12 protein-coding genes are annotated in these 12,625 nt (G+C 71.9%); 6 read left to right on the forward strand and 6 right to left on the reverse strand.

The genetic code is table 11. The annotated features are described in order from the left end of the window. Position 1 precedes the first annotated feature (1 nt). Positions 2 to 1,066 carry a ribonucleotide-diphosphate reductase subunit beta gene (locus tag EJG53_RS13590; protein ID WP_125045067.1) on the forward strand — a complete coding sequence of 355 codons (1,065 nt, stop codon included), beginning with the start codon at positions 2 to 4 and terminating at the stop codon, positions 1,064 to 1,066. Between the two features lie 156 nt (positions 1,067 to 1,222). Then, positions 1,223 to 3,127 carry a transglycosylase domain-containing protein gene (locus EJG53_RS13595; RefSeq protein WP_125045068.1) on the forward strand — a complete coding sequence of 635 codons (1,905 nt, stop codon included), beginning with the start codon at positions 1,223 to 1,225 and terminating at the stop codon, positions 3,125 to 3,127. Between the two features lie 18 nt (positions 3,128 to 3,145). Here the strand turns inward: EJG53_RS13595 and def are convergent, their stop codons facing one another. From def to EJG53_RS13615, 4 genes are all read right to left on the reverse strand, one after another. Then, entirely contained in the window at positions 3,146 to 3,787 is a 642-nt protein-coding gene (gene def / locus EJG53_RS13600; protein WP_125045069.1) for a peptide deformylase, read from the reverse strand. Positions 3,788 to 3,941: 154 nt separating this feature from the next. After that, complete coding sequence (locus EJG53_RS13605; protein ID WP_031001132.1) at positions 3,942 to 4,928, reverse strand: tetratricopeptide repeat protein; 987 nt, start codon at positions 4,926 to 4,928, stop codon at positions 3,942 to 3,944. A gap of 601 nt (positions 4,929 to 5,529) precedes the next feature. After that, positions 5,530 to 5,937 (reverse strand): mycothiol system anti-sigma-R factor, encoded by a 408-nt coding sequence (rsrA, locus tag EJG53_RS13610; protein WP_031001130.1) that lies wholly within the window; start codon positions 5,935 to 5,937, stop codon positions 5,530 to 5,532. Further along, complete coding sequence (locus tag EJG53_RS13615) at positions 5,934 to 6,632, reverse strand: sigma-70 family RNA polymerase sigma factor (protein WP_031001129.1); 699 nt, start codon at positions 6,630 to 6,632, stop codon at positions 5,934 to 5,936. Before EJG53_RS13615 ends, rsrA begins: the two co-directional genes overlap by 4 nt. Before the next feature lie 344 nt (positions 6,633 to 6,976). On the opposite strand from EJG53_RS13615, the gene EJG53_RS13620 reads away from it, so the two are divergent. After that, entirely contained in the window at positions 6,977 to 7,570 is a 594-nt protein-coding gene (locus EJG53_RS13620) for a helix-turn-helix domain-containing protein (RefSeq protein WP_125045071.1), read from the forward strand. A gap of 56 nt (positions 7,571 to 7,626) precedes the next feature. On the opposite strand, the gene EJG53_RS13625 is transcribed toward EJG53_RS13620, so the two are convergent. Further along, positions 7,627 to 8,253 (reverse strand): alpha/beta hydrolase family protein, encoded by a 627-nt coding sequence (locus tag EJG53_RS13625; protein WP_125045072.1) that lies wholly within the window; start codon positions 8,251 to 8,253, stop codon positions 7,627 to 7,629. 83 nt (positions 8,254 to 8,336) lie between these two features. Continuing rightward, entirely contained in the window at positions 8,337 to 9,155 is an 819-nt protein-coding gene (locus EJG53_RS13630) for an SOS response-associated peptidase (protein ID WP_125045073.1), read from the reverse strand. A gap of 35 nt (positions 9,156 to 9,190) precedes the next feature. Between EJG53_RS13630 and EJG53_RS13635 the strand changes: the two genes are divergently transcribed. The 3 genes from EJG53_RS13635 (at position 9,191) to rsgA (ending at position 12,553) form a co-directional block, all read left to right on the forward strand. Next, complete coding sequence (locus EJG53_RS13635; protein ID WP_125045074.1) at positions 9,191 to 9,904, forward strand: M50 family metallopeptidase; 714 nt, start codon at positions 9,191 to 9,193, stop codon at positions 9,902 to 9,904. A 260-nt stretch (positions 9,905 to 10,164) separates the two neighbouring features. Beyond that, positions 10,165 to 11,532: a 3-phosphoshikimate 1-carboxyvinyltransferase gene (aroA, locus tag EJG53_RS13640; protein WP_125045075.1), complete on the forward strand. Its 1,368-nt coding sequence runs from the start codon at positions 10,165 to 10,167 to the stop codon at positions 11,530 to 11,532. Between the two features lie 13 nt (positions 11,533 to 11,545). Beyond that, positions 11,546 to 12,553, forward strand: coding sequence for a ribosome small subunit-dependent GTPase A (rsgA, locus tag EJG53_RS13645; protein WP_125045076.1), 1,008 nt, complete (start codon positions 11,546 to 11,548; stop codon positions 12,551 to 12,553). Positions 12,554 to 12,625: the final 72 nt, after the last annotated feature.

Raw genomic sequence — 12,625 nt, forward strand, 5'->3', positions numbered from 1 at the left:
CATGACCACCATCCCTGAGAAGACCGAGACGTCCGCCGCCGCCTCGCACACCGCCACCACCGGCAGCAAGAACCTGCTCGACCCGGGCTTCGAGCTGACCCTGCGCCCGATGCGCTACCCGGACTTCTACGACCGCTACCGCGACGCGATCAAGAACACCTGGACCGTGGAGGAGGTCGACCTCCACTCCGACGTGGCCGACCTCGCCAAGCTGTCGCCCGGCGAGCAGCACATGATCGGCCGGCTCGTCGCGTTCTTCGCGACCGGCGACTCGATCGTGGCGAACAACCTGGTCCTGACGCTGTACAAGCACATCAACTCCCCCGAGGCGCGGCTCTACCTGAGCCGGCAGCTCTTCGAGGAGGCCGTGCACGTCCAGTTCTATCTGACGCTGCTGGACACCTACCTGCCCGACCCGGAGGACCGCGCGGCCGCGTTCGCCGCCGTGGAGAACATCCCCTCCATCCGGGAGAAGGCCGAGTTCTGCTTCAAGTGGATGGATTCGGTCGAGTCCATCGACCGCCTGGAGTCGAAGGCCGACCGCCGCCGCTTCCTGCTGAACCTGATCTGCTTCGCGGCCTGCATCGAGGGGCTCTTCTTCTACGGCGCCTTCGCGTACGTGTACTGGTTCCGCTCGCGCGGTCTGCTGCACGGCCTGGCGACCGGCACCAACTGGGTGTTCCGCGACGAGACCATGCACATGGAGTTCGCGTTCTCGGTCGTGGACACGGTGCGCGAGGAGGAGCCCGACCTCTTCGACGACGAGCTGGAGGGCCAGGTCACCGCCATGCTCAAGGAGGCCGTCGAGGCCGAGCTGCAGTTCGGCCGTGACCTGTGCGGCGACGGTCTGCCGGGCATGAACACCGAGTCGATGCGCGAGTACCTCCAGTGCGTCGCCGACCAGCGCCTGCAGCGCCTCGGGTTCGCGCCGGTGTACGGCTCGGAGAACCCGTTCTCCTTCATGGAGCTGCAGAACGTCCAGGAGCTGACCAACTTCTTCGAGCGGCGCGCCTCGGCCTACCAGGTCGCCGTCGAGGGTTCGGTCTCCTTCGACGACGAGTTCTGATCCGTCGGGGTCGAGCCGCCGGACGGTGCCGGTCCACGAGGGCGGACCGGCACCGTCCGTTTCTTTATGTCCGACGAATCCGGATCGGATTTGATGAGTCGATGACAACGTGCGGGCGACGGCAACCCTGCCCCGGCTCGCCTGCTCTCCCCTTGCATGAAGGGCAGCGAGCAACCGAAGAAACGGTTCATCGACTATCCCCGCCAGGGCCGCGCCGGCCGGCGCCGCTGGCTGCCGTCCTGGAGACAGCAGCTCGGCGCCGCCGCCGTCGGCGCGGCCGGTCTCGCCGGGCTCTTCGTCACCGTCTACGTCCAGGTCGACATCCCGGACGAGAACGCCGCCTCGCGCCAGGAAGCCACCGTCTACTACTGGGCGGACGGCAGCCAGATGGTGAGCGAGGGCGCCGTCAACCGGCAGAACGTCACCCTCGCCCAGGTGCCCGACTCCGTCGAACACGCCGTCATCGCCGCCGAGAACGCGAGTTTCTACTCCGATTCCGGTGTCTCGCTCTCCGGGATCGCCCGCGCCGCGGTGAACATGGCCAAGGGCGAGGAGGCCCAGGGCGGTTCCACCATCACCCAGCAGTTCGTGAAGAACACGTACCTCTCACAGGACCAGACCCTCAAGCGCAAGGTGAAGGAATTCTTCATCGCGCTCAAGCTGGACAACCGCAAATCCAAGTCCGAGATCCTGCAGGGCTACCTCAACACCAGTTATTTCGGGCGCAATTCGTTCGGCATCCAGGCCGCCGCGAACGCCTATTACGGCATTCCCGCCAAGAGCCTGGACCCCAGCCAGGGCGCGGCGCTGGCCGCGCTGCTCAAGGGCGCCGAGCAGTACGATCCGGCGCTGAGCGACGCCAACCACGAGCGGGCGGTGGAGCGTTGGAAGTGGATTCTGGACCGTGAGGTGGCGACCGGCCTGATGAGCCGGGAGGAACGTGCCCGCTACACCACGTTCCCGGAGCCGCGGAAACCGGTCACACCGACCAGCCAGAAAGGCCAGACCGGCTATCTCGTCGACGCCGCGAAGAAATACCTCAGGAGCCGTACGGACCTGACCGACCGCGATCTGGCCCGCGGCGGCTACCGCATCCACACCACCTTCGAGAAGGACAAGGTGGCGCTGCTGGCGAAAGCGGTGGAGGACGAACGGCGCCGCAGCATCGATCCGAAGAAACGTGCCGCCGACGCGTACGTGGAATTCGGTGCCGCGTCCGTACGGCCACGGGACGGCGCCGTCGTCGCGCTCTACGGCGGCCCGGACGCGACGAAGCACTTCGCCAACAACGCCGACACCGCGGGCGTACCGGCGGGCTCGGCCTTCAAGCCGTTCGTGCTGGCCACCGCCCTGCGCGAGGGCAGCACCGAGGCCGCGGAAGCCGTTCCCGGACCCGGCGGCCCGTCACCGGCCGTCGCACTGCCGTCCGCCCTGTACGAGGGCCTGGTGACCTCCGCCCACCCACCGTTCGTCAGCGCGGGCAAACGCCTCGGGCTGGAGAAGATCCGGGACCTGGCCCTCGACGCGGGCCTGCACAAGAGCAGCCTGGCCAAGCTGGAGCCGACGTTCCCGCTCGGCACCTCCACGCCCAGCGCCATCCGGCTGGCCGGCGCGTACTCCCTGTTCAGCAACGACGGCAACCGGTCCGAGCCGTATTCGGTGACCAAGGTCGTGCACGACGGCAAGCCGCTGCCGGGCCTGGAGCCGCCGGAGCCGCGCCGCGTGCTGACCACGGAGGCCGCGCGCAGCGTCACCTTCGCGCTGCGGGCCTTCGCCTGGAAGGCGCTGCCCCAGGAGGCCGTCGCCAAGCTGCCGCAGGGCGTCGCTGCGGGCGGCACCGGTCCCGCCGACCGCATGCGGTCGGCCTGGTTCATCGGCAACGACGGCGCGCCCCGCGGCGGGCTGACCACCGCCGTCACCGTCTTCCGCGCCCAGCCGGGGGCGCCGCGGCTGCTGCCCATGGAGGGCGTGGGCGGCGACGCCCGGCTGTTCGGCAACGGGATACCGCCCCGGATCTGGGGCGCGTACGCCACCGCGTACGCCGCAGGCACGGCGAAATAAACGGGGCCGGGCCGCGGCTCAGTCGTTGGCGACGACGGGGTAGCGCGGCTCGCGCTCGGCCATCTGCTTCAGCGCGTCCTTGCGGTCGCGCTTGGAGAGCCGGTCGATGTACAGGTAGCCGTACAGGTGGTCGGTCTCGTGCTGGAGGCAGCGCGCGAAGTAGCCGGTGCCCTGGACCACGATCGGGTTGCCCTCGATGTCCTGGCCGCGGACGACCGCGTAGTCCGGACGGGGCAGCTCCGCGTACGCGCCGGGCACCGACAGGCAGCCCTCGTTCGAGTCGTCCAGCACCCGCCGCTCGACCGGCAGGTCGTCCAGGACCGGGTTGCAGACCACGCCGACGTGCCGTACGCCCTCGTCGTCCAGGCAGTCGTAGACGAAGACCTTCAGGTCCACGCCGATCTGGTTGGCGGCCAGGCCCACGCCCTCGGCCGTGCGCTGGCTGGCGAACATGTCGTCGACGAGCTGGGCGAGCTTGTCGTCGAACTCGGTGACGTCCTTGCACTCCTTGTGCAGCACCGGGTTGCCGACGACGGTGATCGGGCGGGACGTGCCGCGCTCGCGGTGCGCCTCCTCCCGCTCCGCCGCGCCGGTGACGTCGTCGACGAAGCCCTCCGCCGCCCGCTCCTCGTTGTGGTCAAAAACAGGCTGTTGCGCCATGTCCGCCGTACGCCTTCCTGGAAACCCAAAATCTTCGCCCTCCAGCCTACGCGGGGCGCCCCGCGGGCTCGCGGAGACCGCGTCCGGTTCCGGCCGGGCGCGGTGCCGGGGCGCGTGGGGCGCCGGGCGCGCGCTGGATGCCGGGCGCCGGCCGTCAGCAGACCTCTTCGAGGTCCCGCCACTCCCGGGTGTCCGGGCTGTCCGCGACCCAGCCGTCCAGCAGGCCGCGCACCAGCCCGGCGGGGGCCGCGATGCCGCACTCGCGCTCCGGCACCCACAGCGAGCCGGAGCCCGCCGTACGGTGGCCCAGCGGCCCCGGATGGCCCGGTTCGCTGTGGTCGTGCGGGTCCAGGTGCTCGCCCTCGCCCTCGTCGCTGGGCATCCGGCTCTCCGAGCACGTACGGCACAGCAGGCGTACGGACGACGACCAGTCCTCGGCGGCGAAACCCGCGTCGGCGGCCAGCCGCTCCAGGGCGTCCCGGTCGGCCTCCGTGGCGGCCTCCAGGAGCACCACCCAGGTGGGGACCGGCGAGGGCGCCCACAACTCGATCTCGTCGAACACCGGGAAGGACGGGCCGGCCGCGGTCGTCCGCTCGCCGTTCGGCACGCCGTCGTGCAGCACCACCTCGCCCCAGCGCCGCCCGGAGGACGGCAGCGGGATGGAGAGCACCTCGATCCGGGCCGGGTCCAGCCGGCGGCCCCAGACCACCTCGGCCTCGCCCTCGGGCGACAGGCGCACGGCGGCGCTGCCCAGCTCCATGCCGACCGGTTCGGCGGACGGCGACCCCTCGCCGGGGACCTTCAGGCCGTACGCCTGCCAGGCCCGCCGAGCCAGCGGCCAGTCCTGCAGGGCGGTGGCGGCGATGCCCACGTTCCACCAGTCGGGGGCGCCGGCCTCGCGGTCCAGCAGGGCGACCGCGCGCAGTCCGGCGGCGCGCGCCTGCTCCCAGTCGTGCCGGAACTTGTGCAGCAGCGCGAGGTTGAACCAGGACTCCGACAGCCACGGCTCCATGTCGGCCGCCCGCGTCAGCAGCGCGCCCGCGTCCTCGTAACGGCCGTCACCGATCAGCGTGAAAGCGCGGTCGGTCGCCTGCCGCCACGAGGCGGAGGGCCGGTGCCGTACCTTGCCGAAGATCTTCACGATTCCCGCCTGCTGGTTGCTTCCTGGATACCGCCCCGGACGGAGGCCGGGGGCCGTTCGAGGGCCCACTCGACAACCTGCCACAGATTGCCGCCGGGCTCAGCCCGGTTGCCGCGCCGTCCGCGGCCCGCCGCCGTCCCCCTCACCGGCTCCTTGCCTTTCGCCGACCCCCTGAATCCCCGTTCGCGGGGGTTCCTTCGCATCCAACCATGCCCATCTCCGGGGCCGCTCATTACCCATCGGTTCCATGACCTTGCGCGGGCCTTTGCGGGGATCTGCGCAGGGATCTGTGAGCGGGCCCGCAGGGGATCTGTGCAGGGATCCGCCGTGGACCGGTGCGGGAGTCCGGGAACAGGAGTCTTACGGGGCGAGGGCTCGTCCCGTAAGGCCGCCGAGGTAGGCGGCAGGGCATACGGAACGGCGGCCTGCCGTACGGGAACGGCGGCCCGGCGTAGGGAAGTTGAGCCCCTGCGGGCGACCGCCGGGCGGCGGAGCCGCGGCAGTCCGGCGGCGGACGGGCGGCCCGGCGGTGCAAGGGCGGATCAGTGATTCGGGCGGGACGAACCGTCCCGCCCCTCACCCCTTGGGGTGATACGCCGCGCTATTCGGCCCGCGCGGTCTCACCACGCGCGTCGAGCGTGCTGTCCGGACCGGGCCCGGACGCCTGCTCGGGGGCCTTGGCGGCCGCGGCGGCGCGGGCCGCCGCCTGCTCCTGCTTGGCCTGTTCGAGCACGCTCTGCTCGGGCACGGCCTCGCCCGCGCGGATCAGGTCGATCCGTCCCATCACCTTCGACCGCAGGTCGACGGGGACGTCGTCATGGCCGCAGCAGCGCTTGACGAGCTTCTTGACGGCCTGCTCCAGCCCGTACTTCTCCAGGCAGGGCGAGCATTCGTCGAAGTGCTCCTGGAACTTCTCGCACTCACCGGCCGGCATCTCCCGGTCCAGGTACTCGTACAGGTGGTCGAGGACCTCTGAGCAGTCCTTCTCGTGCGGCTCTCCGCAGCTCATGATCCCGAGCCTTTCCGATCGTGCGACTGCGACGACTGCGCGGACGCAGCGCCTGCCCCGGCGGGGACCAGCCCGCGCTCACGGGCGTAATCCTCCAGCATGCCGCGCAGTTGGCGCCGGCCGCGGTGCAGACGGGACATCACCGTGCCGATGGGTGTACCCATGATGTCGGCGATCTCCTTGTACGCAAAGCCCTCGACGTCCGCGAGATAGACCGCGATGCGGAACTCCTCCGGGATGGCCTGGAGGGCCGCCTTCACGTCGGAGTCGGGCAGGTGGTCCAGCGCCTGGGACTCGGCGGACCGCAGGCCCGTGGACATGTGCGACTCGGCGCGCGCGAGCTGCCAGTCCTCGATCTCCTCGGCGGCACTGCGCTGGGGTTCGCGCTGCTTCTTGCGGTAGGAGTTGATGAAGGTGTTGGTGAGGATGCGGTACAGCCACGCCTTGAGGTTCGTTCCCTCACGGAACTGGTGGAAGGACGCATACGCCTTCGCATACGTCTCCTGAACCAGGTCCTCCGCATCGGCCGGGTTGCGCGTCATGCGCAGCGCGGCCGAATACATCTGGTCCAGGAAGGTGAGCGCGTCCCGCTCGAAGCGCGCGTTGCGCTCGGCGTCCGTCTCCCGCTTCCCGTGGCCGACGTGCTCCTCTGCCGTGCCGTCGGTCCCTGCGTCGGTACCGGTGACCGGACCCACCTCCTCCAACACCGTGACGGATCCGGACGCGGACCCGCTCGATTCGGAGAATAGACGACGATCCGGTATCGCCGCCGCTCCAGCCATGGCGGCCTGGGCGCCCCTCAGGTGTGACCACTGCAGGTCAGCGGCCTGCGGGCGGGCTGGGCAAGCGATTCCCATGCGGCGGACCCCACTTCTTCGAAGATTCCCTCAGCGTTCCTACAACCGGCACAACAGCCGCACCCCGCACGTCATTCCCGCCCGCGGAGCCGCCCCGTGAGCATGGTCACGGAGCCCGCGGGAACAGGCCACGCGGCCGGGGCACACTTGACAAAACGGCTTGCCGCTTCAGCAATGAAGAGATGGACGACAAGGCGTACGAACGGGTGCTGACGAACGTGGGACCGCGGCTGCGGCGGCTGCGGCAGGACAGAGGGGTCACGCTCACCGCCCTCTCGGAGACGACGGGCATCTCGGTGAGCACCCTCTCCCGGCTCGAATCGGGCGGCCGCAAGGCCACGCTCGAACTGCTGCTGCCGCTCGCCCAGGCGCATCAGGTGCCGCTGGACGAGCTGGTCGGCGCGCCGGAGGTGGGCGATCCCCGGGTGCGCGCGGTGCCACAGCGCCGGGCGCACATGACGTTCGTGCCGCTGACCCGGCAGCCCGGCGGGCTCCAGGCGTACAAGCTGGTCATCGATCCGGTGGCGGGCGAGCCCGACCTGCGCACCCATGAGGGCTACGAGTGGCTGTACGTGCTCTCCGGGCGGCTGCGGCTGCTGCTCGCGGACCGGGACGTGGTGCTGCGGTCCGGCGAGGCGGCGGAGTTCGACACCCGGCTGCCGCACTGGTTCGGGCCGGCGGGCGGCGAACCGGTGGAGGTGCTCAGCCTCTTCGGGCGGCAGGGCGAGCGGATGCACGTACGCGCCCGGCCGCGCGGCCGGGACCAGGAGGGCTGAGGGCGTACGGGCCGGCTCCCCGCCGGGTCGGGCGAGCAGTCCGTCCAGGCCGGGGGTCAGGCGAGCAGTCCGTCCAGCCACTCCCCCACCGCGTCCGTGATCACGGCCATCGCCGCCGGCTCGTCGAGGTCCGCCTTCTTCGGTACGGCGAAACCGTGGTCCCCGTACGGCACCTCGACGACGCGGGTGCCCGCCGGGAACTCCGACGGCCGCCCGAACGGGTCCCGGCCGCCCTGCACCACCAGCGTCGGCAGCCCGGCGCCGGTCAGCTCGTCCGCGCGCGACTTCTCCGGCTTGCCCGGCGGGTGCAGCGGGAAGCTCAACGCCAGTACGCCGTGCGCGCCCAGAGCGCGCGCCGTGCGGCAGGCCACGCGCGCCCCGGCGCTGCGTCCGCCCGCGACGACCGGCAGGCCGGGCTTCTCCAGGGCGGGCCAGAGTGCGGTCCAGGCGGTGTCCAGCGTCTTGGGGGCCGGTGCCAGCTTCTTGCCGGCCACCCGCCACGGCTGCTCGACCAGCGCCACGGTGTAGCCGCGCGCGGGCAGCTCCGCCGCCAGCGCGCGCAGGTCGCGTGCCTCGATGCCGCCGCCGGCGCCGTGGCCGACGGCGAGGACGGCCCGCGCGCCCTTCGCCGGGTGCCAGGTGATGCGTGCCTCACCCACAGGGGTCTCAACTGTTTCGCTCACGCCCTCATCCTGCCGCCCCGCGCGCCCGGTGCCGTACGGGGGCGCGCGGCGGGCCCGTGCCGCGTGCGGCGGGCGCCCCGGCCTCAGAACAGCGTGCCCACCTCCGGCGCCGCCAGCTCCTTGACCAGCTCCGGGCCGTTGTTGCGGACGTTGCTCACGTCGGTGGGGACCGGGTACGCGCGCATCAGCCCGGCGGGCGGCGGCGCGAGCAGCGGCAGCAGGTCGGCCGCGTCCGTACGGGCCGGGTCGAGCCAGGCGTCCCACTTGTCGGGCGTCATGACCAGCGGCATCCGGGGGTGGATGTCGGCGAGCGTCTGCGGGCCCTCGCCGCCGTCCGCGTTCGCCAGCGGGGCGGTCTCGGCCTCGGTGGTGACGACCGTGCAGGTCACCCACCAGGCCTGCGGGTGGTCGTCGGGCAGGGTGCGGTCGCGCCAGAACTCGTAGAGCCCGGCCAGCGCCATCACCTGGCCGTCCGCCGGTGTGACGAAGTACGGCTGCTTGCGGGGCCGCTTCTTCTTGCCCTGCTCCTCCAGTTGCCGTTCGGACGCGGCGGTGACCCACTCGTAGTAGCCGTCGCCGGGCAGCAGGCAGCGGCGGGCCGCGAACGCCCGCCGGAACGAGGGCTTCTCGTGCACCGTCTCCGCCCGTGCGTTGATCATCTTGACGCCGACATCGGGCGATTTCGCCCAGGACGGGACCAGCCCCCAGGTCAGTCTGCGCAACTGGCGAACCGGACGGCGGTCTTCCGCGTCTTTAAGGGGACGTTCGAGCACCGCCTGGACGCTCTTCGTCGGGGCGATGTTCCAGTCGGGCGCCAGGGTCTCTTCCGGCTCCCACTTCTCGACCTCGAAGAGCCCCACCAGATCCTCGGGGCCGCGACTCGCTGCATACCGTCCGCACATGTATGCCACAGTGCCACGCCACACCAAGGGGAGAGATGGACACCGGTCATATCACCGACGTATGGGACAGGGTTTTCGGCATCCAGCCCGATCCGCCGCCCTGGCTCGTGCTGGTCACCGCGGTGCTCGCCCTCGGCGCCATCGTCCCGTACCGCGCCTGGCGGCTGTCCCGTAACGCCGTCACCATCGCCCACGAGGGCGGCCACGGGCTCGTCGCGCTGCTCAGCGGCCGCCGGCTGTCCGGCATCCGGCTGCACTCCGACACGTCGGGGCTGACGGTCTCGCGCGGGAAGCCGACCGGCCTGGGCATGATCCTCACCGCGGCCGCCGGGTACGTCACCCCCTCCCTGCTGGGGCTGCTCGGCGCCTGGCTGCTGGCCTCCGGGCACATCACGGCGCTGCTGTGGGGCGCCGTCGTGCTGCTCGCCGCGATGCTGCTGATGATCCGCAACGCGTACGGCGTGCTGACCGTCGTGCTCTCCGGGGCCGCCTTCTTCCTCGTCTCCTGGCTGACCACCCCGGACGTGCAGGCGGCGTTCGCTTACGCGGTGGTGTGGTTCCTGCTGCTCGGCGGCGTACGGCCGCCCTTCGAACTCCAGGGCAAGCGGCGCCGCGGCCGGGCCGGGGACTCCGACCCCGACCAGTTGGCCCGGCTCACCCGGGTACCGGCGGCCGTCTGGCTGGGCCTCTTCCACCTCGTGACGCTCAGTTCGCTGGCCGGCGGCGGCCGGTGGCTGCTGAATCTCTGAACCGGTACGGGCCGTGCGCCGGCACCCGTCCCCCGGGCGCGGGCCGTGCGCCGGTGCCCGCCTTCCGGGCGCGAGCCGTGCCCTCACGCCCGTACGGTACGGACGGGGCACCGGTGTCCTCGGGGTGCGCCCCGGAGCGCGTCCTCGGGAGCGCGGTGCCGGACAGTGACCCGGCCTGCACTATCAGTGCCGTGTTTCCTGCAGGTTGCGCCACTTTTGATCAAGATCTGCACCCCGTCCCAGCCATTAAAGTGAGGGACATGACCGAGAGCCCCGTGCATCCCGCCCTCTGGCCCGCCCCCGTCGCTGCCGGAGCGGTCGACGCCACCGTCACCGTGCCCGGCTCCAAATCGGTCACCAACCGTGGCCTCGTCCTCGCCGCCCTGTCCTCCGAACCCGGCTGGCTACGCCGGCCGCTGCGCTCCCGGGACACCCTGCTGATGGCCGAGGCGCTGCGCACGATGGGCGTCGGCATCGAGGAGACCGCCCCCTCCAACGCCGCCGCGACGGCCGGCGCGGACGGCGGCGGCGGCGAGGCGTGGCGGGTGATCCCGGCCGGTCTGCACGGCCCGGCCACCGTCGACGTCGGCAACGCCGGTACGGTCATGCGCTTCCTGCCCCCGGTCGCCGCCCTCGCCGACGGCGCCATCCGCTTCGACGGCGACCCGCGCTCCTACGAGCGCCCGCTCGACGGCGTGATCAACGCGCTGCGCTCGCTCGGCGCCCGGATCGACGACGACGGCCGCGGCGCGCTGCCCATGACGGTGCACGGCGGCGGCGCCCTGGAGGGCGGCGCGGTGGAGATCGACGCCTCCTCCTCGTCCCAGTTCGTCAGCGCGCTGCTGCTGTCCGCGCCGCGCTTCAACCAGGGCGTCGAGGTACGGCACGTCGGCTCGGCGCTGCCCTCGATGCCGCACATCCGGATGACCGTCGACATGCTGCGCAGCGTCGGCGCCCAGGTGGACACCCCCGAGTCCGGCGGCGAGCCGAACGTCTGGCGGGTCACCCCCGGCGCCCTGCTGGGCCGCGACCTGATCGTCGAGCCGGACCTGTCCAACGCCCAGCCGTTCCTGGCTGCGGCGCTGGTCACCGGCGGCCGGGTCACCATTCCCGACTGGCCCGAGCGCACCACCCAGCCCGGTGACGCGCTGCGCGAGATCTTCACCGCCATGGGCGGCTCCTGCGAGCTGACCGAGCGCGGCCTGACCTTCACCGGCACCGGCCGCGTCCAGGGCATCGACGTCGACCTGAGCGAGGTCGGCGAGCTGACCCCCGGCATCGCCGCGGTGGCCGCCCTCGCCGACTCCCCCTCCACCCTGCGCGGCGTCGCCCATCTGCGCCTGCACGAGACCGACCGGCTGGCGGCGCTCACCAAGGAGATCAACGAGCTGGGCGGCGACGTCACGGAGACCGAGGACGGCCTGCACATCCGGCCGCGTCCGCTGCACGGCGGCATCTTCCACACCTACGAGGACCACCGGCTGGCCACCGCCGCCGCGGTCATCGGCCTGGCCGTACCGGGCGTGCAGGTCGAGAACGTGGCGACGACCGCCAAGACGCTGCCCGACTTCCCCGCCCTGTGGGCCGGCATGCTCGGCGAGGCCACGGCCCCCGCGCGGAGAGGCTGAGGCTCCTCAGACCATGCGGCGCTACGGCAAGAACCCCGACGAGGACGACATCCGCGTCCGTCCCAACCGCAAGGGCAACCGCCCCCGTACGAACATCCGGCCCAAGCACGAGGACGCCAGCGAGGGCCTGGTCCTGACCGTCGACCGGGGCCGGCTCACCTGCCTCATCGAGGACCGCACGGTCATCGCGATGAAGGCACGCGAACTGGGCCGCAAGTCCGCCGTGGTCGGCGACCGGGTCGCGGTGGTCGGCGACCTGTCCGGCGCGAAGGACACCCTGGCGCGGATCGTCCGGGTCGAGCCGCGCAGCTCCACCCTGCGGCGTACGGCGGACGACGACGACCCGTTCGAGCGGGTGGTCGTCGCCAACGCCGACCAGCTCGCGATCGTCACCGCGCTCGCCGACCCGGAGCCGCGGCCGCGGCTGATCGACCGCTGCCTGGTCGCCGCGTACGACGCGGGCCTGGACCCGCTGCTGGTCCTGACCAAGTCGGACCTGGCGTCCCCCGACGCCCTCCTGGAGTCGTACGGCACGCTCGGCGTCCCGTACATCGTCACCAACCGTGACGAACTCGCCGACGGCACCGCCGCCGACCGGGTCAGGGAGCGGCTGCGCGGCCACATGACCGCCTTCGTCGGGCACTCCGGCGTCGGCAAGACCACCCTCGTCAACGCGCTGGTGCCGGACCGCAAGCGGGCCACCGGCCACGTCAACGCGGTCACCGGCCGCGGCCGGCACACCACGACCTCCGCGCTCGCGCTCCCGCTGCCGGACGACTCGGGCTGGGTCATCGACACCCCGGGCGTCCGCTCCTTCGGCCTGCACCACGTGGACCCCGCCCGGGTCATCCTCGCCTTCCCCGACCTGGTCCCCGGCACCGCCGACTGCCCGCGCGCGTGCAGCCACGACGAGCCGGACTGCGCCCTGGACCAGTGGGTGGCCGACGGCCACGCGGACCCGGCACGGCTGTACTCGCTACGCCGTCTGCTGGCCACCCGGGAGCGACGCGAAGGGGACTGATCGCTCAAGTTTGCTGCCCGGCGCCCGAGGTAAATGCATAATCACACCAAGGCTGGCGAAGCGGTCACGGAC

The organism is Streptomyces chrestomyceticus JCM 4735, assembly GCF_003865135.1.
GTDB classification, from domain to species: domain Bacteria; phylum Actinomycetota; class Actinomycetes; order Streptomycetales; family Streptomycetaceae; genus Streptomyces; species Streptomyces chrestomyceticus.